Annotated in this window: 18 protein-coding genes; all 18 read right to left on the bottom strand. The window is 41.7% G+C overall.

Annotated features, from left to right (window positions below):
* Positions 1-136: 136 nt before the first annotated feature.
* The 18 genes from INQ51_RS19310 to INQ51_RS19395 all read right to left on the bottom strand — a co-directional run bounded on the left by INQ51_RS19310 (position 137) and on the right by INQ51_RS19395 (position 24083).
* A complete protein-coding gene (locus INQ51_RS19310) occupies positions 137-1087 on the bottom strand; it encodes a UDP-glucuronic acid decarboxylase family protein (protein WP_233379595.1) in 951 nt (316 codons plus the stop codon).
* 202 nt (positions 1088-1289) lie between these two features.
* A complete protein-coding gene (locus tag INQ51_RS19315) occupies positions 1290-2012 on the bottom strand; it encodes a sugar transferase (RefSeq protein ID WP_233379596.1) in 723 nt (240 codons plus the stop codon).
* Positions 2013-2145: 133 nt separating this feature from the next.
* Positions 2146-3366: a glycosyltransferase family 4 protein gene (locus tag INQ51_RS19320; RefSeq protein WP_233379597.1), complete on the bottom strand. Its 1221-nt coding sequence runs from the start codon at positions 3364-3366 to the stop codon at positions 2146-2148.
* Between the two features lie 35 nt (positions 3367-3401).
* Complete coding sequence (locus INQ51_RS19325; RefSeq protein ID WP_233379598.1) at positions 3402-4949, bottom strand: alginate lyase family protein; 1548 nt, start codon at positions 4947-4949, stop codon at positions 3402-3404.
* 219 nt (positions 4950-5168) lie between these two features.
* Positions 5169-7382: a bi-domain-containing oxidoreductase gene (locus tag INQ51_RS19330; protein ID WP_233379599.1), complete on the bottom strand. Its 2214-nt coding sequence runs from the start codon at positions 7380-7382 to the stop codon at positions 5169-5171.
* Positions 7383-7545: 163 nt separating this feature from the next.
* Positions 7546-8661 (bottom strand): glycosyltransferase, encoded by a 1116-nt coding sequence (locus INQ51_RS19335; protein ID WP_233379600.1) that lies wholly within the window; start codon positions 8659-8661, stop codon positions 7546-7548.
* A complete protein-coding gene (locus tag INQ51_RS19340; protein WP_233379601.1) occupies positions 8661-9077 on the bottom strand; it encodes an acyltransferase in 417 nt (138 codons plus the stop codon). The genes INQ51_RS19335 and INQ51_RS19340 overlap by 1 nt, the downstream gene beginning before the upstream one ends.
* A 116-nt stretch (positions 9078-9193) precedes the next feature.
* Positions 9194-10504 carry an O-antigen polymerase gene (locus tag INQ51_RS19345; protein ID WP_233379602.1) on the bottom strand — a complete coding sequence of 437 codons (1311 nt, stop codon included), beginning with the start codon at positions 10502-10504 and terminating at the stop codon, positions 9194-9196.
* Positions 10504-11643 (bottom strand): glycosyltransferase family 4 protein, encoded by a 1140-nt coding sequence (locus tag INQ51_RS19350; RefSeq protein ID WP_233379603.1) that lies wholly within the window; start codon positions 11641-11643, stop codon positions 10504-10506. Before INQ51_RS19350 ends, INQ51_RS19345 begins: the two co-directional genes overlap by 1 nt.
* On the bottom strand, positions 11615-12982 hold the full coding sequence (locus INQ51_RS19355; protein ID WP_233379604.1) for a lipopolysaccharide biosynthesis protein: 1368 nt from the start codon (positions 12980-12982) through the stop codon (positions 11615-11617). The genes INQ51_RS19350 and INQ51_RS19355 overlap by 29 nt, the downstream gene beginning before the upstream one ends.
* Complete coding sequence (locus INQ51_RS19360) at positions 12983-13585, bottom strand: acyltransferase (protein ID WP_233379605.1); 603 nt, start codon at positions 13583-13585, stop codon at positions 12983-12985.
* A gap of 139 nt (positions 13586-13724) precedes the next feature.
* Complete coding sequence (gene wecB, locus INQ51_RS19365) at positions 13725-15005, bottom strand: non-hydrolyzing UDP-N-acetylglucosamine 2-epimerase (RefSeq protein ID WP_233379606.1); 1281 nt, start codon at positions 15003-15005, stop codon at positions 13725-13727.
* 92 nt (positions 15006-15097) lie between these two features.
* A complete protein-coding gene (wecC, locus tag INQ51_RS19370; RefSeq protein WP_233379607.1) occupies positions 15098-16300 on the bottom strand; it encodes a UDP-N-acetyl-D-mannosamine dehydrogenase in 1203 nt (400 codons plus the stop codon).
* Between the two features lie 325 nt (positions 16301-16625).
* The gene (locus tag INQ51_RS19375) at positions 16626-18431 is read right to left on the bottom strand and encodes an SLC13 family permease (protein ID WP_233379608.1); all 1806 of its coding nucleotides are present in this window, start codon (positions 18429-18431) and stop codon (positions 16626-16628) included.
* A 139-nt stretch (positions 18432-18570) separates the two neighbouring features.
* Positions 18571-19989, bottom strand: coding sequence for a UDP-glucose 6-dehydrogenase (locus INQ51_RS19380; protein WP_233379609.1), 1419 nt, complete (start codon positions 19987-19989; stop codon positions 18571-18573).
* Between the two features lie 218 nt (positions 19990-20207).
* Positions 20208-22565: a GumC family protein gene (locus INQ51_RS19385; protein ID WP_233379610.1), complete on the bottom strand. Its 2358-nt coding sequence runs from the start codon at positions 22563-22565 to the stop codon at positions 20208-20210.
* A gap of 222 nt (positions 22566-22787) precedes the next feature.
* Entirely contained in the window at positions 22788-23588 is an 801-nt protein-coding gene (locus tag INQ51_RS19390; protein WP_233379611.1) for a polysaccharide biosynthesis/export family protein, read from the bottom strand.
* A 93-nt stretch (positions 23589-23681) separates the two neighbouring features.
* Positions 23682-24083 carry a BT0820 family HAD-type phosphatase gene (locus INQ51_RS19395; RefSeq protein ID WP_233379612.1) on the bottom strand — a complete coding sequence of 134 codons (402 nt, stop codon included), beginning with the start codon at positions 24081-24083 and terminating at the stop codon, positions 23682-23684.
* Positions 24084-24095 lie beyond the last annotated feature (12 nt).

Below are 24095 nucleotides of genomic sequence, written 5' to 3' on the forward strand. Positions count from 1 at the left end.
TGATTCAGACAGCTTGACAAGTATTAACTCGGGTTTGTAAAAAACTGTTTCAATTCACTGATGGCATTTGTAACCCAATGATATGGAATAAACAAAGTGTAGGTAGTAAATATTGTTTAAAAAAGAAAATGATTGTCTATTCCTCCAATTGTTTCAGCAGCTGTTCAAAATAAGCAATCGTATTTTTTAGTCCTTCCCGAAGTTGCACTTTAGGTTCCCAACCGTTAAGAGCTTCCCGTGCAAGAGAAATGTCGGGACGGCGTTGCCTGGGATCATCGGGCGGTAAGGGCTGAAAGACTATTTTTGACGAGGAACCGGTTAGCTCCAGTATGGTTTCAGCCAGTTCGTTCATGGTAAATTCGTTGGGGTTTCCAATGTTAACCGGCCCTAAAAAGTCATCCGGAGTTTGCATCATTCGCACCATTCCTTCCACCAGGTCGTCGACGTACTGAAAAGAGCGGGTTTGTGATCCGTCTCCAAAAATAGTAATGTCATTTCCCTTTAAGGCCTGTACGATAAAATTGGAAACAACCCGGCCATCGTTGGGATTCATGTTGGGGCCATAGGTGTTGAATATGCGTACGATCTTGATTTTAACATCGTTCTGTACGTGGTAATTCATAAACAGCGACTCGGCGCAGCGTTTGCCTTCGTCGTAACACGAGCGGGGACCTATGGGATTTACATTTCCCCAGTATTCTTCGGGTTGCGGGTGAACGGTAGGATCGCCGTACACTTCGCTGGTACTGGCCTGCAGTATCCTGGCTTTTACACGTTTGGCCAGGCCCAGCATGTTAATAGCCCCCATTACGGAGGTTTTAATGGTTTTGATCGGGTTGTACTGGTAATGCACCGGACTGGCCGGACACGCCAGGTTGTACACCTCGTCCACTTCTGCAAAATAGGGGTGGGTAACATCCTGCCGCACGAGTTCAAACATCGGGTGCCCCAGCATGGGCAGTATGTTCTGTTTCGATCCGGTGAAATAGTTATCGAGGCATATTACGTCGTGCCCGTCGTTTAAAAGTCTCTGGCACAGATGCGACCCGATAAATCCCGCACCTCCGGTAACAAGAATTCTTTTCATTGTATCACTTGTTTTGGCTAAAATTTGGCTGCTTCAATGTTACTTATTATTTGGAGAAGTAACAAGGAAAACGATTGTATACTGATGGGTTGAGGGATTGATGGATTGAGTTAAGGCTTGATACAAGATCCTTGATTTTGGATGCATGATTTCTATTTCACTAACATTCTAATCTTCTGACATTCTAATATTCCAATCTTCCTTAATGTCCGCCTCCTTTTAGTACCACCACAATGCCACGCCAGATCACATAAAGGTCGGTCATCAGAAGTTGAAAAGGGGAGTAGTGCAGGTAGCGGTACACGTATTCGTATTCATACAGGGGTTTCCCGAATTCAGAGGTACCTTTTCTTACGTGTCCGTAGCCAAGCAAACCGCCGCGAATCAAACGGCGTGTGACATTCCCCTGTGCCAGGTCGCGCTCGTAGTGATGCACTGCCAGCGGACGCGGCCCCACAAACGACATATCGCCTTTAAGGATCAGGTAGAACTGCGGAATTTCATCGAGGTAAAACTTCTTGACAAAGGCTCCGACATGGGTTCTGGCTTCGGGCATCCACTCGTTTTGGTAGGCATGCCAGTCGCCGATCGCCTGCAGTTCTTTGTTGATGTAGCTTTCCTTGATCAGCCGGATCTTCCATTTTTTGAACCTGCGACCGTGACTCATGCCGTAGTAATAAAAGAAAAGCGGGCCTTTATTTTCTTTGATCAGCAAGCCTTCCACCCAGTTGGCAATAAGCAACAACAAGAGTATGGGGGAGGCCAGCAGCAGAAAAAACAAGGCCACAGCCTTATCAAACAAGAGCTTTGGAAAAGGCACTTTTAGCGGTTCCTTCAAGGCAAAAATCTCGGCATATTTTTCCCTGATCCCGGGAGTGGGAGGTGTATAGGGAAATGCCTCTTTGGGTTCTTCAATGGTTGTCATTTCTGATAAATTGATAAACTGTTAAACTGAGAAATTGTAAAATTTATCGTTAGTAAGAGGGGAATATATTGTTATTTATTCACCACGAGGTGCAATCTAGTGGCATCTTGCTGAGGTATTCATCAAAATGTATTTATTTAGGATTCGAGTTGATGTTATTTCTAACTATCTGAAGTAAACTGTCGGCCAGCTTCTTTCTATCAAATGCCTGAGCCAGCTTGCGCCCACCTTGTTGACACTTTCTGTATTGTTCAGGAGTTCCTATTGTTTCCAACTTATCTAAAAAGTCATTGCTATTTTCGGGTTCATAGAACAGGCCTGCTTCATATTGTTCTACAATGGATCTGGCTTCTCCGTCAACACCAATTAGTATCGGGATTTGCATTGCTGCATTCTCAAATATCTTCGAAGGAATGACGGTTTTAAATAGATCGCTTTTTCGCAGATTAATCAAAGCAATGTCTATAATGGAAAGGTAGCTTACCACCTTATTTTTAGGAACCGAATCCAGCAGGGTGATGTTTTTAATTTGTTCTTGCTTAACCTTGTCTACTAGCTTTTGCTTTTCTGCACCATTCCCCAAAAAAAGAAAATGGTAGTTGGTATTTTCCAATTGCCTGGCACAATCAGCTAAAAAGTCCAGCTTGTGTGCCATCCCATGCGTGCCAATATAGCCGAGGATGGTTTTTCCTTGTAATCCCAACTCGTTCAATAATTGCTCGTCTTTTTGAGCGGGTTTAAAGAGATCCAAGTTAGCTCCATTTTTAACGACATGAATTTTTTCAGGAGTAACTCCTTTTCGGATCAGGTTTGTTTTAAAAGCATCGGTTACTGTTATAACTTTTGATGCACTTCTGTAGCACCAAAGCTCTTCTTTCTCAAAGTAACGAATAAAGATGTTGTCTTTCATGGCGCCAACGGTTTTGATAGACTCTGGCCATAGGTCACGAACCTCCATGATCCATGGTTTCCGCTTCCAAAAGGAAAGTGTACGGCCTGCCAGTGCCGTAAAGAATTGAGGAGAAGTTGCAATGATCAAGTCTGTTTTTTGAAACAGACCGGCAAAAAAAGCAGAGAAAGAGAAGGAGATGTAGTCGAGTGTTCGTTTGATAAAACCTTCGTTTGCTGTAATGTAGGTCCATACCCGTATCACCTTGATTCCATCAACGTTTTCGCGGCTGATACGTTTGTTTTGGTAGCCATCATAAACCTTCCCCTGTGGAAAGTTGGGATAGCAGGTGATTACAGTCACATCAGCTCCTTGTTTGACCCATTCTTTGCAATGTTCGTAAGTTCTTGTTGCCGGAGCATTTACTTCCGGGGGAAAATTATCGGTTAAAAATAAAATGCGCATGTTCTGTTGATATGGGATGCTTGATTCAGGATTGATTAATTCCTGATTTTGATAAAAGTGGTTAGTTTGTGTTGAAAAACAACTTCGAGTTTGTAATAATCAACGGATTGATTATAGCCATTTGGAAGTTGTGCTTTGATCAGTGAAATTGTTTCAGCTCCTTCAAAGCTTATACAAGTATCATTGATCCAAATCTCATTGTTCTTTCTTATTGGTTTTAAGGTTGGGCTAACGTGAAAGTAAGCCGTCCCTTTGGTTTGACTACCGGTTAAAACATCTTCAACCTTTATTGCTTGTTCATCAAACTGCCAGCTCCGCTGATGACTTGTTCCAATACTTCTGAACCCATCATGAGTGGCTGTAACTCTGTTTTTTTCTTCTTTTATGACTTTAACATTGGCTCTTTGAGCAACCCGAAATGAGGACCATACCTGGGATGAATTACGCTCGTTAACGGCTACTGTATTATGTGCAGGTGTGCCTCGTTCTGCCAGTCGGATGGCATTGGATTCATAGGTTGAAATGCCTGTATCTATTAAAAACGGCTGATGATTTACGTTCAAAATAAAGTTGAAGGTATCGGCATGGGCATGGCCGGGTTGATAGCCGGGTTTAATCCCTTCAATATCTATTATACATTCGTAGTTTGTTCCGTTATAGCGGCGATAACCAGAATCTTTCAGTTCAAAGTTCCACCCTTCGACTTCGCTCAGGGCGACTGGTTCAATGTTCAAAGACTTTGCATACTCATTCAGTTGTCCAGTAGTTGGGGCGATACCTGGGGCTGAGTCATTGAGTAAGGGAATACGACCATCAGAAAGTGTGATCGTATTTAGCCATGTCAGCATTTGCTCCGCCTTCTGTTTGAGTTGTACCAACAGTTTGTCTTGCTCATCAAAACAGGTGTTGTTTTGAACCAGGTTTATACAATCCAATAAGCGATCCAGTAAAATTTGATGGTACATTGGGCTTAGCTCGAAGTGTGCGCCATCATCGAGTAGCTGTTCTTCCAATTCCTGAATCAGTAATCTTCGGGCTACTTCCCAAAATCGCTGTTCTTTAAAGTAAAAGGCTCCAAAAAGTAAGCTGAAAGCATCTTCCAATAAATGATTCCCCATCAGGTGATACTCCAAATTATCAAGGAGGATCAGGTATTGGGCATAGAGAGAATTGTTTATCTGTGGAATCGCATCAGATTGCCGCGTCGTTGTTCCTCCTCGCAATGACGTTCGACTTAAGAATTTGATCCAGTTGATTCCACGAAGAGCAATGGGGTAGGGCTCCAGTCCTGTTGGATTTTGAGGGAGATCGCTGATGAAACATTGTATCAGCTGGTTTCCTGTTTCAATGTCCATATTGGCTTGGAGTAGGTAATCCATGTAATTGAGGTTGTAAGCCCAAAGCTTCCCGTACTTTGACTCCCCCCAGTTTATTGCTGATGGATATTGAACGGATTGGTTTAAGAACGTGTAAGTTGCCGATTCATAGGATGCAGGCTTATCAATCCATGGTGTGAATATTAATGGTTCGGCCTTTTTCTCTATCGAAAGAGGATACCTAAACCCAGTTGCTTTACGCCACATCTTTCTGAATCGGTACCAAAGTTGGTAACGTATCTGAATGGGACGAAGATGAACGATGGTATGGTATATCAGGAAAAGTTTGTTCATGTCATAATTTGAGTATCAACATGGGGGATGAGATTGCTTTGTTGTCTCCGTTTCACTCCGACTTCTCGCAATGACGGCCACTTTGAAAACGTCATTGCGAGCATCGCAAAGCAATCTGTTACCCCCAAGCGGCTATAGCTCTACCCACCTTCCTTCTTTTAAACTTTGGATGGCTGCAAAGCTGGCCTGCGTTGTGTTAATTATTTCGTCAAAAGGAATAATGGGAACACCACTTTTAACGGACTCTATCAATTGTTTAAACTGGTTTTTATGCCCCTTGTCCAATCTTGTTTTTTGTTTCGAAAAGCCCTTGACTCCATAGGCTTTTAAGGTGCGCCAGTTATCGATAATGAGTGTTTTTTCCTGTGCGAAAGCCTCAATACGTTCTTTGGAATAGGCTTTGCTTCCATTGGCAAAATAATTGATTACGGCACTCGACCCGTTTTCATATTTGAGCAAGATACTGGCATTATCGGTATTTTCTTCGGGGTTGACACCCATGCTGTTCATACAGACGGCTGTTACCTTACTTCCGGCTAGATAGGTGCATAGATCAATGTAATGGCAAGCTTCACCAATGATCCGGCCTCCGCCAATCGTTAAATCGTGCACCCACACTTCAGGAGGAATGAAGCCTGCATTCATGGTCGCCACAATATTTTTGGGGCCTTCACCCAAGTGCTTTTTCATTGTCTGGGCGAGGGGGGCGAAACGACGATTAAAGCCGACGACTACCATTGGATTGTCATTTCGAAGGAGGGACGACTGAGAAATCTGTTGCTTATCTGCGTCAACCGAAACAGATCCCTCTCTTCGTTCGGGATGACAAGCAATGACGATCTCCTCCAATTCTTCTTCCGTCAGACACAGCGGTTTTTCAACAAAGACATTTTTCCCTGCTTTCAGGGCTTCCAATGTCATCGAGGCGTGCAGGTTGTGTCGGGTAGTAATCATTACCGTGTCAATGTCTGAGTCGTTTAGGAGTTCCTTGTAATCAGAGCTGGCAACAGCTATATTTCCCTTTTTAGCCAATGTTTTTGCTGATAACCCTCCGGCACTGGCAATGGCTTTTAATTGAGCTCCGGCAGCATTCATTCCGGGAATAATGGTTGAAGACGTGAAGTTACCGGCTCCAATGATTCCAAAAACTCCTTTGCCCGGCGCTACCCCCTTACCCCCTAAAGGGGGAATTCTTCCCTCTGATGATTTTCTTAGCGATACCGAACTGTTTCTTTCTGAGTTCTCCGGGTAAACCAGTATACTGGCGATGGACCCTTTTTTGCGCATGTCGCCATAAATTTCGTCGTATTGCTCTAACGCAACTTGTTCGGTGATTAGGGGTAAGACATCCAGTTTCCCACTTTCCATGGCTTGAAGGATGGCTTCAAAATTTCGTTGTTCTGTCCAGCGGACGTAGGGTAGTGGGTAGTCTTGACCTTTTTGCTCGTAATCTTCATCGTACCGGCCTGGGCCATAAGAGCACGAGACTTGAAAGGTTAATTCTTTCTTGTAAAAATCGTCGCGACGGATGTTTAATCCAATCACACCCACCAGGATGATCCGTCCGCGCTTGCGGCTCATATCGGCAGCCTGGTGGATTACTTCATCGCTTTTAGCCGAAGCCGTGATAATTACCCCATCAGCACCTGTTTCATTGGTGGCCTGTTGTACAAATTTTACAGGATCAGTTCCCTGGGCCGGATTAAAGGCCGTGATCCCTTTCGAGCGAGCCATGTCCACCTTTTGCTGGTCGAAGTCGTAACCAATGACCCGGCAACCGTTAGCTTTTAACAATTCGGCAGTAACCAGGCCGATTAAACCCAAGCCAATCACAACAATGGTTTCTCCAAATGTTGGATTGCACAAACGAATGCCCTGCAGACCAATCGATCCAATGACCGTAAAGGCTGCTTCTTCATCGCTGACACCATCCGGAATTAAGGCACAAAGGTTTTCAGGTACACAGACATACTCGGCATGGTTGCCATTGGAGGCTATGCGGTCGCCCACTTTAAACCGGTGAACCCCCTTGCCTACGGCTTCAACCACGCCTACATTGCAATAACCCAAAGGTAAGGGTTGATTCAGTTTGTTAAAGACAGCTTCCAGTGTGGGCAAAATGCCTTCCGCTTTCATTTTATCCAGCACTTGCTTTACCTTATCCGGTTGTTGGCGGGCTTTATCAATAAATCCGGCCTTGCCAAATTCAACCAACATGCGTTCGGTGCCCAAAGAAACCAAGCTTCGTGTGGTTTTTATCAATAAACTTCCGGCCTTTACCTGTGGGGCAGGGACTTCTTCTAATATGGTGTTACCTTTTTTGAGGTCTTGAATTATCTGTTTCATATTTAATTGACTTTAATTTAATGAGATCCCAACGCGCTTTGCGCTCGGGATCAACTCAACTGAATCATTTCTATGCGCCAAAGGCTTTAAAAATGATCGTTTCGTTGACTTCTTCTAGTATTGTGTTGCCTTTTTTGAGGTCTTGTATAATTTGTTTCATGATTTACGCGTGTTCTATAATTTCTATATACTTTCTTGCTCTTTCTGAAGCTGTGTCAAAATTTCTTAACTGTTTTACGCCGTTTTTTATAATTTCCTTCTGTTTGTCCTTATTATTAATGAGTTCAGAAATCTTATTGGCGATATCTTCTGGATTTAACGGATTGAAATATACCGCAGCTCCACCACATAATCCTTGGGCGAACGATAAGTTCGATGTTAAAATGGGTTTCTCCATTCTCATAGCTTCCGGATACGAAGCCGAAAAACATTCCAAAAGAGTAGGCAGAAACATAAAATCTACTTGTTTATAAAGATTTGGGCATTGATATATATTTACCTTACCAAGGAAAACGATATGATTTAAAACTTCCGGATTTTGCTCGTTCAATTCACTTTTATCAATAGTGAGTATAAAACGAAATTTCATCTCTGGTTCTTTATGCATTAAATGTTTAACTACTTTTGGAATAATATTTAAATTTTTGTGTGGATAGTTTGAGGCAATGGTAAGTAAACTATAACCATCAAAATCCGGTAGTTGTATTTCTTTACTCCATAAGTGTGGGGTGTCGAAAATCTGATTATAAAAATTAGTTACAGTGTATATTTGCTTCTTATTCCCGAAAATTTTCTGTAACGAGGATGTCACATCATGCGTTTCTGTTATTAATATATCACAGAATCTCTTGAAATTGTGAAGGTGAATAATTTCACTAATTTTTAATTTAAATTTTTCTTTTGTCGAGAGTATATCAAAAAAAGGAGAATTTTTGTAAATATATTGTGGCTTTGCATAACCTGCTATATGAGTGGTTTTGGGTTTCCAGTAGGTTGGCCCAAAAACTGAAAAAACCTTATCTGGTTTTATTTTATTTTCTAAACTATCGAGAAAAGAATCTTTCCCTATGGTGATGTTAAGAATTCCCAGGTCAATCGCATAATTATAGAAAGTAAAATTAGGCGAAAACTCTTGTGTATTGATTTGTTCGCTTAACGCTGTTGACAGCACCACATGAAAAAAATGTTCAGTGTTTTCTTTTATTTCTGTCAGAAAGGAATGGGCAACCTGGAGAGCGCCACCTTTTTTAAGATTAGAGGTATTGATAAGGAGTTTCATTAGTCTTGACGAATTTTATCAGAATCTAAATACTTTTTCCATTTTAACGCCTGTTCCTGTATATTCCCAATTACGGTACACGGATTCCCAATGGCAATAGAATTTTTAGGAATCACCCCTCTGACAACAGTACCTGCTCCAATAATAACATTGTCTTCTATTGTTGTATTAGGCATAATGATACTTCGTTTACCGATAAATACATTATTCCCAATCTTAATAGGTCTTTCAAGGGCAATGTCTGTTTTGGGTTTTTCTCCAATAGAAATTAAAGCTGTTGTTACCGAATAATCGTGGGTTAAAAAGAAACAATCGTTTGAAATTACGATACGATCACCTAATTCAACTTTCGAAAAATTATCAAATTTAACATCCTTTCCAATATATCTTGGAGTTCCGTAAATTTTTAGTCCCATCCTTTTTAGTAAAGGAGTATAGAGTCGCATGTATAACCGGTGATTTACATAGGAGCTGAGGTAGATTATAATTTTAAACAAATAGAATATAGTTTTTTTTATTTTGTGTTTCATTTTTAAAAAATTATTTTATGTTTAATATTTAGCCATTTAAATAATAGCATAGGAATAGTAATAAACATGATAAACATAGTTAATTCTTGTGCCAAATAACCTCTACTTATCATTACGTAGGTAAAGCCATTAAAAAGAGCTAGGTTAAGCAAATTATATTCGTTCTTGCTCTGTTTGTAAAACTGTAGCCAGAATAGTTTGGATAGCCAACCCAAGAAAAGCCCGTTAAATATGATACCAAGCCACCCGAATGTGTAGAAGGAGTCTCCATAATTCATAAAAGCGATTCCATAATCAGTCGTTCCCCATATTTTCGTATTGGCATCTTTCAAATATTCAGCGTTGGGTTTGTCGGGCCACCAACTTCTGGGTATTGGCATTGTTAGTGCTGTAAAAAAGGGCTCTAGGGGCACATATTCTTTGGATTTCAGTGTTTTGCTGATCAATGCGCCGGATGAATAAAATATCCGTGTGTCATTAAGTCCTAGCTGTATCAACTCTGATACTTCCTGATCTTTTATTTTTGATAAATCCAATCCTCTTTGATAGGATCTGCTACCGCTGATTGCTCCCATAATAAGTACGACAGAAATAAATACTGTGAGCCAGAATAATGGATTGGGGCGTTTCTCTTTCGCTAGGTAATATATACTTATTAAAGTAATGAATAAATAGATTAAACGGAATCTTGCCCCTGCAAAAACAAAGACAATGACTGATAAAAGAATGGTCAAAACTAAGATTAATTTATGGGATAGTTTTTGTGTCTTCATGACATTTATCTGGATAATTGCCACCCCAGCTACGCAAAAGTCAACAATTTGCCCCAAATAGCCACTATTCCCCTCAATTTTTCCATTGTTTGGAGTGTTACTGCCAAAAATCATCAAAACTTTATAAAAATTGAAGTCGTGGAATGCAATAAAAGAAAGGAAACCAATTAAGAAAATAATAACACCTATGTATAGTGTTGATTTCCCATTGGTCTTGAAATTAAAGCCAAATGTTTTTTTTTGAGTAAACTTGTAAGAAACTAAAATTGAAAGGAAAGAGAGTAATGCACCTGTCCACGATAAAACGAAATAATCTGCCATTTCGATGCCAGCATATTTCGTATCATTATTACTTATCATAAAGTATGGGCCAATAATGGTGTAGAATAAGAAAGTCAACGCAATAAACGTCATAGGAGACCAAAAGATAGTCCTGTTTCTATTCAACCAAGCCGACAGTATTACATAAAGTAATATTACTGCAGCTACTAAGAATAGAAGGATACCAATTGGTTCAATGTTTTGTATGAAATTATTCATTAATTTTTACCAGTTTGAAGTGTATTTAAAAATTTTGAATATCTGTTTCCATATGCTTCCCATGTTAAATTTTCGATCGATTTACCTACATAATCTCTTAAAACACCAACTCTTTGCTCATTTGATTTTTCAAGTGCCAGTTTGATCGTATTAGCCAAATTATCTGCATTAAGATCAGGAGTCTGAAACATAAAGTCAGATCCTCCAATTAATTCCTTTAAGTTGGTTCCTCCTGTATCATATGAATAAACAATTGGAAGTCCACAGACCATAGCTTGAGCCTGTACAAGTGCTAATCCTTCTGCTCTAGAAGGTAGAACAAAAATCTTTGATACTTTATAATACTCAATTAGTTCGTGTTGTGGTATCGGTTCAATATGTGTAAAAAGAGGAGATGACGGCAATGGAAGATCACCAAAGATAGGTCCAACATGAAGTAGCCTAACTTTTAATTTATTTAAACATGCATCGGCTAAAATATCACAGCCCTTAATATAACGCCAAGAGCCAACAATAATAACATCAAATTTTTCTGCCTTAAGCTTCATCGTTGGATAAAACATTTTAGTATTGACACCGTAAGGATTAATAAGGATTTTTGATGGATCTATATTATGCTTAACGAAACTATCAAATGAATGATGAGAGGGAACGACGATTTTGTCAGCATAATCATAATTTACTAATTCATTTTGAATAACGGTTTTATAGATAGACCTTGCTTGAGGTACGTGCTTCAATACAGCATCTTGTTCGATAACATGTTTTGTTCCACAATCTGTGATAATGTATGCCCCATATTTTTTTCTGGCTTTTATTGAGGATTTCACAGCAATAACACTACTTCCGATAAGTATGTCACATTTTTTTAAAGATAAAGATGTTAGTCTGTCTAGCAAATCATCCAGTATGGAAATTAAAAAAGGTTTTAGCTTATATTTAAAGGATATTTTTCTGTGAATAAATAATAGTCCAATTAAGGGGAAAAATGAAATGACATTTGTTGGGGAAAACCCAAACTTTTCACATCTTTTTTTGGGCATTGCAGTATAAAATATTACGTTGTGCCCTTCATTCTCCAAGGCAATCGCGACATCAAGCAAATGTGATCTAGCGGTTGAAACTACAGCAATTCGCATATTTAGCTTTTATTATTTGAGTTATATCTTTATAAATACGTGAAAAAGAATCTTGGGTCAGTTTAAGTGAGGCATTAATGGTATAAATGCTAAGTATAGTATCCATAATAAGAAGACTAAGTACAAGATAAATCAATGAATTAAACTGAACGATTGATCTTGCGATACCAATTGCCAGAATAGATGTTAATATATAATACAATCCAAGTCTTAGATGGTTATTAGTTGCCATCAAAGTAACACTGCTTGAATACCAGAAGTTATTAGTAATTAAAACTAAAATAAATGCAAGCATAAGCTTTCTATCAAATACTATTGCTCCATTGGTCCAAATTGTATAGATCCATTCTCCAAAAAATATGAGAAATATAGAGATTAGAATGGCGATTGTAAATGAAATTGCCACAGAAAGTCTATGGATTTTTCTAACTTTTGAATAATCTTTTTTCCCAAATGCTAGAGTAAATTCAGGCCAAACAGCAGTTGCAATTGAGCCCATGGCTGTTTTAATAAAATTAACCATGGTTCTGGTAGTTGTAAAAAGTACTAAGTCACTCGCTCCAAAAAATTTATTAACCAATAAGGTGTATCCTTGAATGATTATAGCATTTCCTACGGGGAAAGACATAAAGAAAATTGAAGGTTTAACAAATTGCTTAAGAAGGCTAAGATCCAGATTATTGTAAAATTTTATCTTGAATTTGAAAAATTTCTGTGCGTCAGCGTATTTTAAAAATAGTAAAACAAATTTAGGAATAACATATATCCATACAATGAATAAAATGTTCCATTTGGCCACAATTCCTGTAAATAAAATCATTACTTCAATTAACCTAGTCAGATTATCAAAGATTACTCCTCTGGAGGCTAATGATCTAGCTCTATATATTGCATTTAAAGAACCATTTAACATATTTAGAAATACCATTAAAGAAAGAGCTAAGATTATTTTCAAAGCTATATCACTTTCTAAAACATGTAAATCAAAGAACTTTGATATATCTACAAATCGAGCAGATATTATTATGGATGACAGAATAATAATTCCAATTGATATTATAAAGAAAATATTATTCAATAGGAGTTTCGTACACATTGATATGTTCCCACGAGAGTATTCTAATGAGAATTGATTGCTAATGACTGTATTAAGACCTAAATCAGTCATTAATAAAAACGTAGAAAAGGCAGATATAACAAGCCAGTCACTATAAAGGTCTGTTCCCCAATATCGTAAGAAGAAGGGAACAAGGATGATTTGATTGAATAAATTAATAACAATCCCAAAGACGTTTGCTCCAAAATTTTTAACTATTGGATTTTTAAAGTTAATGACCATTTAGTTTTTTTTTGCAAGTCTAACTTGGATATATTTAATTAAGTCACCACCCAATAAGGACTCAACGATGATTTTGGAATGTACATTTTTTCTCCATTTCAAATGTTCTGCTGGATTTCCGGCAACGACACTCTTTCCCTCAACATTTTTGACAACTACACTTCCTGCACCAATAACGGCACCTACTCCAATTTTTCGACATGAAGGCAATATAAGTGCATTTGTAGATAACCAGGCAAAATCTTCAATTTTAAGTCCATAGGTTTTATATTCCCACTCTTCAGAATCAATATTATGTGAACATGTTATAATCTCAACATTGGCCCCTATAATTACATTATTACCAATTTGAATAGGGATTCTTAAATCAATTTTATTGGTGTCAATTGATACATTATTACCTATTGATAAATTGGGATTTGCTTTGCAGGCTAGTGAAAATGGAATTAAAACATCGCTGCCAATATCTGCCCCTTTTAATCTAGCGATATAACGATTTACTGAAAATTTTAAATATTTTAAAAAACGTGGATAAAGCCCAGCTATAAAATGAATCATTGACCTATCTTGGATTCTTCTTTGATAAATTGTGCGATCAGTCATCGTTTATGTTTCTATGAATTTAGACTTATATTGGTTTTAACTTTTCAATCGCATTACTATTTTTCTGCAAGCCATCCCATCTCCATAAGGGTTATTTGCTTTCGATCCCGATAGCCATCGGGACTGAATTCGTTTCACTTCATTCAGCATACAGGAACTCAACTATTCGATTACATGCTTGCCCGTCGCCGTATGGATTATTCGCTTTACTCATAGCTTCGTAGGCCTTCGGCTCGCTGATTAATGCAGATACTTCACGAATAATCACTTCTTTATCGGTTCCCACCAGTTTAACGGTTCCGGCTTGAACGGCTTCCGGGCGTTCGGTGGTGTCGCGCATCACCAGTACGGGCTTCCCTAAGCCTGGAGCTTCTTCCTGGATGCCGCCCGAGTCGGTAAGTACCAGGTAGGCTTTGGACATGAGGTGAACAAAGGGAAGGTAGTCGAGGGGCTCGATGAAGTAGGTGTTCCGGGTATTAGACCCTTCGACTCCGCTCAGGGTGACCTTTTTACCAAATACGTCGGAAATGGCGTTACGGACATTGGGGTTGAGGTGCATGGGGTAGACGAAGTCGACGTCGGGGTGTTGTTCGGCGAGGTGTTTAATGGCTTCGCAGATGTTGAGGAAGCCCTGGCCGAAGTTCTCGCGGCGGTGTCCGGTAATTAAGACAAGCTTACGTGGTGTGCGGGGAGGCAGCGTCGCTTCGCTCGCTGAGTTCTGCATATCGGCATGAGGTCGCTTCGTCGCTTCTTCGTCGCTTCTCGCGAGGTCGTGCCATGAATTTAATTTATCTAAAGGAAGTCCAACGTCAACAAGTGCTTTTGTTATTGTTTCGTTGATGTTGTGGTCGGTTTTCATTTTGTTGATTACCCAGTAAAGCGCATCGATAACGGTATTGCCGGTGATGTGAATGTTGTCTTCACTTACTCCTTCATTCAGCAGGTTTTGCTTGCTGAGTGGTGTGGGGGAGAAGTGATAGCTCGCCAAACGACTGGTGAGCTGGCGGTTCATCTCCTCTGGCCAGGGGCTGTATATGTTATGCGTCCGTAATCCGGCCTCGATATGGCCTACCGGTATTTGTTGGTAGAAAGCAGCCAGTGCAGCCGTTGTTGAAGTAGCTGTATCGCCATGAACCAGTACCAAGTCTGGCTGTGCTTCTTTTAGTACGTCGCGCATACCTAGCAATACCCGGGAGGTTACATCATAGAGATCCTGCCCGGCTTTCATAATGTTCAAGTCGTATTGCGGCTTGATCTCAAATAACTGCAACACCTGGTCGAGCATTTCGCGGTGTTGCCCGGTAACACACACCAGGGTTTCAAATTGCCCGGGATGCTTCTCAAATTCCTTGACGAGTGGCGCCATTTTTATGGCTTCAGGGCGCGTACCGAAGACCAGGAGGATTTTCTTTTTTGTCATAGTTGTTTTGATTAAAATGGGTGGTTTCACCACCTCACCGCTGTAGACGCGGTCCCCTCCTCCTGGCAGGAGGAGAAAGTTCGTGCTAAAAATTATCTTTTGAAGACTCCGGCGAAGTCGAGGATTATTTTGTCGTTATTGTATTCCAGTGTTTTGAATTCATTATGAGCCACCAAAAAGGCGATAATGTCTGCTTTCTCGTAGGCTTCGCGGTAGTTGGTAAGTTTAAATACCGAATGTTCTTCGATATTGGGCTCAACCACCAGGAAGTTGTTTTGTTCGCTTTGCATCACCTTCTGAGCAATGTATTTGGCGGGACTTTCGCGCAGGTCATCAATGTTAGGTTTAAAGGCCAGCCCCATAATGGCAGTCGTGGGTTTGCGTCCGTTTTTAAGCTCAAATTCCAGCATGGCTGTTTTTGTTTTTTCGGCACACCAGAAAGCCTTGTAATTATTTATCTCACGTGCGGTATTGATAAGCCGTGATTCGCGCGGGTAATCCGAAACAATGAAATAAGGATCTACAGCGATACAATGACCTCCAACTCCGGCACCGGGTTGAAGGATGCTAACGCGGGGGTGCTTGTTGGCCAGTTCAATGAGTTCCCAAACGTTGATTCCTGCCTTGTCGCAGATAAACGATAATTCGTTGGCAAAAGCGATCTGTGCGTCACGCGAAGAGTTTTCTGTGAGTTTGCACATTTCGGCTGTTCGTGCGTTGGTGCTGTGCAATTCACCTTGTACGAAGGTGCGGTAAAACTCTTTGGCTTTTTCTGTGGAATTTTTGTTGATTCCTCCGATCACCCTGTCGTTATGAACCAATTCATACAACACATTTCCGGGTAATACGCGCTCGGGGCAATATGCAATGTGTATTTTGTCTTTTAACTCTGGACGTTTCTGAAAAATCAGATCTGCCATTTTTTCGGTGGTTCCTACCGGGGAGGTGGATTCAATGATATAAGTATCACCTTCCTTTAAAAAAGGCAACACCGCCATGGTGGCACTTTCTACAAAGGAGATATCGGGTTCATGGTTTCCTTTGAAAGGAGTGGGGACGACCACCAAATGAACATCTGCTTCAACCGGTGTTGTTGAAGCTTTAAAGAGACCCTTTTCAACCCCTTCTTTGACGACTTCTTCCAAGCCTGGTTCGATGATGTGAATTTTCCCTTGGTTGATGGTTTCAGCCACTTTGGGGTTAACATCCACACCGTGTACATGGATTCCTTTTTGTGCAACGACTGCTGCTGTTGGCAGTCCGATATAGCCTAAGCCGATAAATTGTACTTGCATTATTTATGGTTTAATTTTTTTGACTTGATTTTTGTGTTTCCCGTTGTAATACCTGAGTGTTAGCTAAACGAAGGGCTAGTAGTTTATGAATGGATACTTGATTCTTAATATTCGATTCTGGGTGCCCGATACTTGGTGTCTCGGTTTTCAATTGCGGAACTGAAGGTATAATACTTAAATACTTTAAGGTTCAGAGTTCAAAGAATACATCTGCCATCTAAAATCGTTAATCATCATTCGAAATTCGACGCTTGAATGCTAAAATGAGTAAATGCTAAAATGTTCCAATATCCAAGGCTCTTTACTCCATGCTCTTTGCTTTCTTCTAAAAACTCCAGATGTAAGGGATCAGCAGTACGCTGAGGATAAAGACCATTACCTGCAGCGGGAGGCCAATCCGGACGAAATCGTTGGCGGAATAGTGGCCAATGGATTTGATGATCAGGTTGGCACGGTAGCCACGGGCGGTCATGAAGCTGGAGGCTCCGGCAATGGCAATGGCCACAAAAAAGGGCTTCGGGTCTACGTTCAACATCTGGGCAGCAACGATAGCCACTGGAAACACCAGCGCTACGGCTGCATTGTTGGATATAATTTCAGTAAAAATAGTTGTAAACAGGTAGAGTAGGGCGAGTACTCCCCAGGGACCGAGCGAGCGTACGGTTTCGATAAACTCGCGTGCCAGCGCCTGCGCGATGCCGGTATTTTGTATGGCAGCGCTCACGGCAAAAGCCGATGCAATGGCGATAAGCAGGTCCCAGGTAATGTTTTTGGTGTAGTTCTGTGCGGGCAATATCCGCGTCCAGACAAGCAACATGGCAGCCACCGCTACCATTACAAAAATGTTGAGCCGAACACCAAAGCCCCAGCTTACCATTTCGTTGATAAGGATACCGGCCACCATGGTGAGTAGAATGAACAGCGCGATCCAACGTTTACGGCTGGTCTTTTCAACGGGCATGTCTTGCATGTAGTTGACCAAGTAGAACATGGAACGGCTGCCCCAGTTTTTCTCAAAATGGTCGGTGGCGAGCAATACCAGGTTGTCGCCCACTCTTAATTCGAGCTTGTTGAGGTTGGCGGTAATGCGTTCTCCGTTTCGGTGCACGGCCAGCACTGCTGCGTTAAAGTGCTCAAAAAAGTTGAACTCAGCCAGTGTCATCCCCAGTCCGGGGAAGCGCGGTGCCAGCACCACCTCGTAATTTTTTAATTCGTTCGGATCGGTATCTTTCAGAAAATCGACTCCTTTTAAGCGGATTTCCTTGTGGGTGAGGATGTAGTTCAGACGATCGGAATTGCCGGTCAACAGCAACTCATCACCCGGGAGCAGTGTTAATTGTCCGTGACCGGGGCGAATGATTTTTCCTTCGCGTTCAACCGAGTAAACTTCCAGTCCGTTTAAACTGTTCAGCATCCCGTTGTTGATGGTTTCGCCTATGAAATGACTGTCTTCGTTAAGCAGAACGTTGTAATAATAGTCTTTTACGCCTGCTTTCTTTTTGGCTTTGGCAAGCACCCGTTGTCCGGGGAGCAGGCGGTTCCCCAGCACCGACATGTAAATAAAACCAAAGGCGGCGATGATCAGCCCGAGTTTTGCCAGTTCAAAAAGATGAAAGCCCTTGTAGCCGTTTTCGATCATCAAACCGTGCACCACCAGGTTGGAAGAGGTGCCGATGAGTGTACACATACCCCCAAAAATAGCGGCATAGGCCAGCGGAATCAGCAGTTTCTTGTAAGGAATGTTCATCATTTTAGCCCATTTTAACAGGATAGGAGTGGTGTTAACCACAATGGGCAGGTTGTTTAAAAAGGCCGACAAAAAGGAAACCGGCACCATGATCCGGGGGAGCATAAAGGTCATCCTGCTCTTTTTGCGCGGAAGATAAGCTTGTGCCAGCCGTGTAATCAGCCCCGATTGTTTGATTCCTTCGTTTACCAGGAAAAGCACCCCGATGGTGAGAACGCCGGGATTTGAAAATCCACGGATCATCTCCTGTGCCGATATGATTCCGGTGGCCAGAAATATAACGGCAGCACTAAAAAGAATCAGCCCCGGGCGCAGCCATTGAAAAAGGAATGCCGCCAGGATGTAGACGATTACAATTATTGCTATCAGGATGTCGATGTTCAAAGCTGGATTTTTAGTTTACAGTCTCAGTCTCAGTTTTCAGTTATTCGATACTGGATGCTTGATACTCGATTCTGGATACTTGATGCTGGATTCTCGAAGCTCGCGGCTCGTAGCTAGTAACTAGTGGCTCGCAGCTAATTTACCCTTTCCCGATTCCTTTGTATTCAAAACCGGTCTTTTTCATTTCGGATGCTTCCAAAAGATTCCGGCCATCGAAAACAAAGGCTGGTTTTAACATGTGGGTATAAATTTTTTCCCAGTCGTAGGTTTTAAACTCGTCCCATTCCGTGAGAATGGCAATTGCGTGTGCATTCTCCAATGCCAGGTAAGGCTCCTCGTGAATCGTGATCAGTGACTGAAGGACTGACAGATCGAAGGATTGAGTTGGATCCTGTGAGTAAACATACTCCAGGTCCTTGAATATCTGCTCTTTTTTTACTTTGGGATCGTAGATGTGGATCTCGGCCAGGTCGTCGAGCAATTCTTTGGCCACATAAATGGCGGCTGACTCGCGGGTATCGTTGGTGTCTTTTTTAAAAGCCCAGCCCAGGAAAGCGATTTTCTTGCCGGATACCGTGTTAAAAAGACTGTCGATGATCTGTTTGGCAAAGCGGTGTTTCTGGTAGTCGTTCATTTTTACCACGCCTTCCCAGTAATCGGCTACTTCAGGCAGGTTAAAATGGCGGCAGAGGTACACCAGGTTCAGAATGTCTTTTTGAAAGCAACTTCCGCCAAAGCCAACGGATGAGCGCAGAAATTTAGACCCGATACGAGTGTCGGCCCCAATGGCATGTGCAATCTCGTCCACATCGGCACCGGTTCTTTCGCACAAGGCCGAAATGGCATTGATCGATGAAATACGTTGTGCCAGGAAAGCATTGGCGGTTAGCTTGGATAATTCGGAAGACCACAGCCGTGTGGTAATGATCTGTTCGCGCGGTACCCAATGTGCATAAATATCCACCAGTGCCTGGATGGCTGCCAGCCCGTCTTCGTCCTGATCACCACCGATAAGGATGCGATCGGGATTGTGCAGGTCGGTGATAGCTGTTCCTTCGGCCAGAAATTCAGGATTAGAAAGCACCTGGAATTTATTGCCGTTTCCTTCGGCCTCCAATATGGTTTTAATGGACTGTGCGGTACGAACAGGCAGGGTTGATTTCTCCACTACGATCTTTCCTTCGGGGGCGATGCGTGCAATTTGCCGGGCCGAAAGTTCCACATATTTCAGATCGGCGGCCATGCCTTTTCCAACCCCGTAGGTTTTGGTAGGAGTGTTCACTGAGATGAAAATCATTTCGGCTTCGCGTATACCGGCTTCCACTTCGGTCGAAAAAAACAGGTTGCGGCCGCGTGCCTCTTTTACCACCTCCTTTAATCCCGGCTCGTAAATGGGAAGCTTGTCGAGATCGGTGTCGTTCCATTCGGCAATTCGCTGGGGATTAATGTCTACCACATTTACTTTTATTTCCGGGCACTTTTGGGCAATAACGGCCATGGTTGGCCCGCCAACGTATCCGGCGCCAATACAGGTTATGGTTTTTATGGTATGCTTCATCTGTTTGTATGTATTATCGTTCTTGTTTATTCGCATTTGCCGGATGAATCGTCACCTCCGTTGGCTGATAGATGCCTTTCATGGAAGCGCTCATCCCATCCCGTTCTCGTTTCCTGCTGTAAAAATGCGAATTTATATGAATTCTTACTATGAAAATTTATCATGTTGACAGCATGTATTCAATCTTCTTAAACAGGTATGATCCTCCGGGTAACTTATCAGGCAGAATATCCTTTCCCGTATGCATACTTATAGGAGTAGGCATATCCATAACTTATTCGGCTGATTTTTACATCGTTGATGATCAAGGCCGGATTCTTCATTACGCTTTGCTCTGCAATTTCGTTGATGAATTTAAGCTGGTCCTTTCTACTTACACCGTATCGCAAAACAAAAAGATTGAGATCGGTGGATTTACTGGTTATTAATCCATCGGTCACCCGCGATACCGGAGCATTGTCAATGATAATGTAATCGAACTGTTCCTTTAAAGCCTCCAGCAGTTTGTTGAAGGCTTCCCGTTCGAGCAACTCTGCCGGATTGGGAGGTACAGGACCCGACGTTACAACGCTTAGGTTGTCGATGTCGGTGGCCTGAATAATATCTTTGATTTGGTTTTGTCCCGAAAGATAGGTGCTTAACCCGATGTTGTTCTTCACGTTAAAGATTCGGTGAAGGCGCGGTTTTCGCATGTCGGCGCCAACCAATACCGTTTTTTTGTCATTCATTGCCAGTATACTGGCCAGGTTTACAGAAGTAAACGTTTTCCCTTCGCCTGGTTGTACCGAGTGTAAGCCAATTATTTTTTGATTGGTACTGGTAAATTTATATTGCAGGTTGGTGCGGATGGTTCGGTACGATTCAGTAATCGGTGCTGTTGGATCGTTGATCACGACCAGCTCCGAATTGTTTTTACTGTGAAAAACATTTCCCAAAATACTGAGTGGGGTAAGTTTTTCAATGTCTTCCTGAAGCTGGATGGTGTTGTTGAAAAAGTCGCTCACCAAAATAATAATGGCAGGGACAAGCAAACCGAGGAAAGCGCCGATCAGCAAGAACAGGAAGGTGCTTTTGTTTAAAGGGATAAGGCGTTCGTACTGGGCCGGGTCAATAATGTGTATGTCAACCACGGCTGCGGCCAGCGAAATCTCCAGTTCTGCCCTGCGTTGCAATAAAAAGGTGTAGATCTCATTGGTGAGATCGTATTGACGCTGAATATTGATGAGCTGTTGTTCCTGCTCCGGCATGTTGTTGAGCTGCTTGTTGATGCGGTTGTACCGGTCGTTTAGCGATTTTACCGACACTTCGGTGTTTTGGACCAGGTTAACCAGTATCTCGCGCAACTGCACCGTGACCTGCTCAATTTCCTGGTTCATGAGAATAAGGGTAGGGTTGTTTTCGCGAGCGCTAAACTCCATTATTTTTCGGCGGCTGTAAAGGTCGCTGAGCTTCAGAACCAGTGCATTTAGTGTGGCATCCGTAATGCCTACCACCGATGGAGCAATTAGCTGGTCGGCACTTTGAATATTGCCCAGGTAGCGTTGAAGACTTTTGAAATATTCCAGCTGCATTTGCAACTGCGATTTTTCTTTTTCGATTTCCTTGAGCTGCTCCATGATCAGGCTTCCCTGACTACTCAGGTCGATGATCTGGTTTCTGGATCGGAATTCGGTAAAGGTATTTTCTGCCTTGTTCAGGTCGCTTGAAATACCCGACAACTGACTGTCAATAAAATCAAGCGAACGCTTTTGCGTTTGGGTTTGCAGCTCCAGCTTTTGTTCCAGGTATACGCGTACAAGTTCATTCAGGTAATGAATATCGCGCAAAGGCTCTGTACTTTCCAGGCTTAGCTTGATTACTTCGCTGTCTTTGCTAAAATTGGCATTTACTTTCTTTAAATAGGCAAGTGTAAGCTTGTTTTTATCGATAAAGGAGAACTGGTATTCCTTTCCGATCAGGTTTTCTGGATTTTCCTTTGGGTGCAGGGTAAATCCAAAATATTCATTTTTAAACGGTTTGTTGTAGTCGGCAACTTCATTGAATTTTATTTTCAGGGGCCGGTTGTCAACAATCACATCATCGTCGACTTCTACACGAAACTGGGTGGATGACAGGGGAGTAATAAATATTGAAACACCTTCAGGATTCAAGGCTTCTTCTGCTTTATTCAGCATATAAGGATCGTTCAGGTAAATGCCATTCCAAACAAACACGTTTTTTTGCAGCCAAAACGTTTGCCAGCTAAGATTGTCGATGGCCTGATTGTTCAAGGTATAAGAATGAAGGAATTCGATTTCATTCTGAAGCATCACTTTGTTGGTACCTCCCATCATGTTTTCCATGAACATGTTTTGGACATCCAGGCCTTTTTGCTCGCTGGTTACCAGTAAGCTGGTGTCAACCTGAAATTTTTTGGGTGTATACTTTACAAAGAAATAAGCCCCGGCTAGGCCTAAAAACAGGCAAATGGCCAGCCAGTACCATTTTCCCAGTACAAGGAAAATAAGTCGTTTTATGTCAATCTCGTCATCCTGAACGGAAGTCAGTGATTGGGTGTTTAAAGTGTTATTTGACATGTGGTTATTCATTTTTATTTAGAGAAACAGTGTCTATCTAGTTTTTGTCCGGCTTTTTGCAATTATGCGGTTTGATGGTTCAAAACAAATATTTTGCAAGAAATAAACATTGTGAATATCAACGATGTTACGGGTACAATTAAAAGGAAACATTTCTTGTAACAAAGGACAACCTTCTGCTGTAGGTGGGTCTGTTTTTAGCTTTGGGCTGATTGTTACCTGTTACCTCAAAAGCCCGATTACCGCCAGCAACAAACTGGCTGAAGAAATAATCATGGAGTAGGCTTGTGCGTTGAGTTGGAAGTTTTTATGCTTATCGGGTTCCACAAAAATGTAATCGTTCGGATGAAGATAAAATCCTTTCTGTGCCCATGAATTGGAAGCCGACATGTCCAGTATCATCGCTTTTTGACCATCGGGTTGGGGCCTGATTACCATGATGTTGGTGATGTTGGCATAATCGGTATTGCCGTTGGCCATGGCCAGTGCTTCCAAAATGGTGAAGTTGTTGTTGTAGTTGTAATAAACTCCGGGACTTTTTACTTCGCCCATTATCGTTACCTTGTAATTTAGAAGCTTTACTTTCACAATGGCTTCTTTCAGGTATTTATCGGCGTATTGCTGAACAATCTTTTCAATTTTTGAGTTGGGGTTGCCGGCAACAGGTATTTCGCCAATAATGGGCAAGGTTAAGTTCCCCAGGTCGTTTACTTCAAAACCGTATAAATAAGCTCCCTGCGGAGTTGTATACTTCTGGTACGAGTTGGAGCTCTGCATTTCCATGTTTGATTCCGGGTTGAAAAGAGCGTTTACTTCGGCATTCATTGATTTGATGCTGACATACAGAATGTCTCCCGGTTCAATGATGTATTCGGTGGCAGTGTCGGCCAGTGCCTTTATCATCTGGTTGTTGTGTACATCTTTCATGTACATTAGCTCTTTACTGCTTCGGCAGGAAAAGAACGACAGTGACATTGCGATTCCAATAAGCGGAATCATCTTTTTTATCTGTATCGTTTTCATTTTGATAAATAATTGATAATAGGTGTATGTTTAAAGGTGAAGAATAACATTCGAAAGTGAATTACTTTTAGCCCTGATATACAGGGATTTCATTCACTTGATCTTCCACCATTTTTTTTCTGATTTTTTATCGGTAATGCGGGATTCTTCCGGGTGCAATGCCTGGAAAATATCAGTCCATTGCGGCATGCCGCCAAAATTTCGGTCATCGATGTAAAGATCGGCCAAAATTTTCCGGCCAATGTTTTCGGTTAATTTTTCTTCCGGGTAATTACGGTTTATGGCATAAAACTCCAGGCCTTTGTCCCGGCAGAGCTCAACTGCATCATCAAGTTCCTGCCCGGTTCGGTAGGTCCATAGAATTAGCTTGTGCCCCTTTCTTTGAAGCGCTTTCAATGTATCAAAGGCAAAAGGAAGCTCTTTCCCTATTTGCGGATATTTGTGTTCTACAATGGTGCCGTCAAAATCTACGGCAATTATCAATGATTTCTTCACGCTAACAGCTTT

The sequence above is a fragment of the Maribellus sp. CM-23 genome (assembly GCF_021354595.1).
Lineage (GTDB): Bacteria > Bacteroidota > Bacteroidia > Bacteroidales > Prolixibacteraceae > Draconibacterium.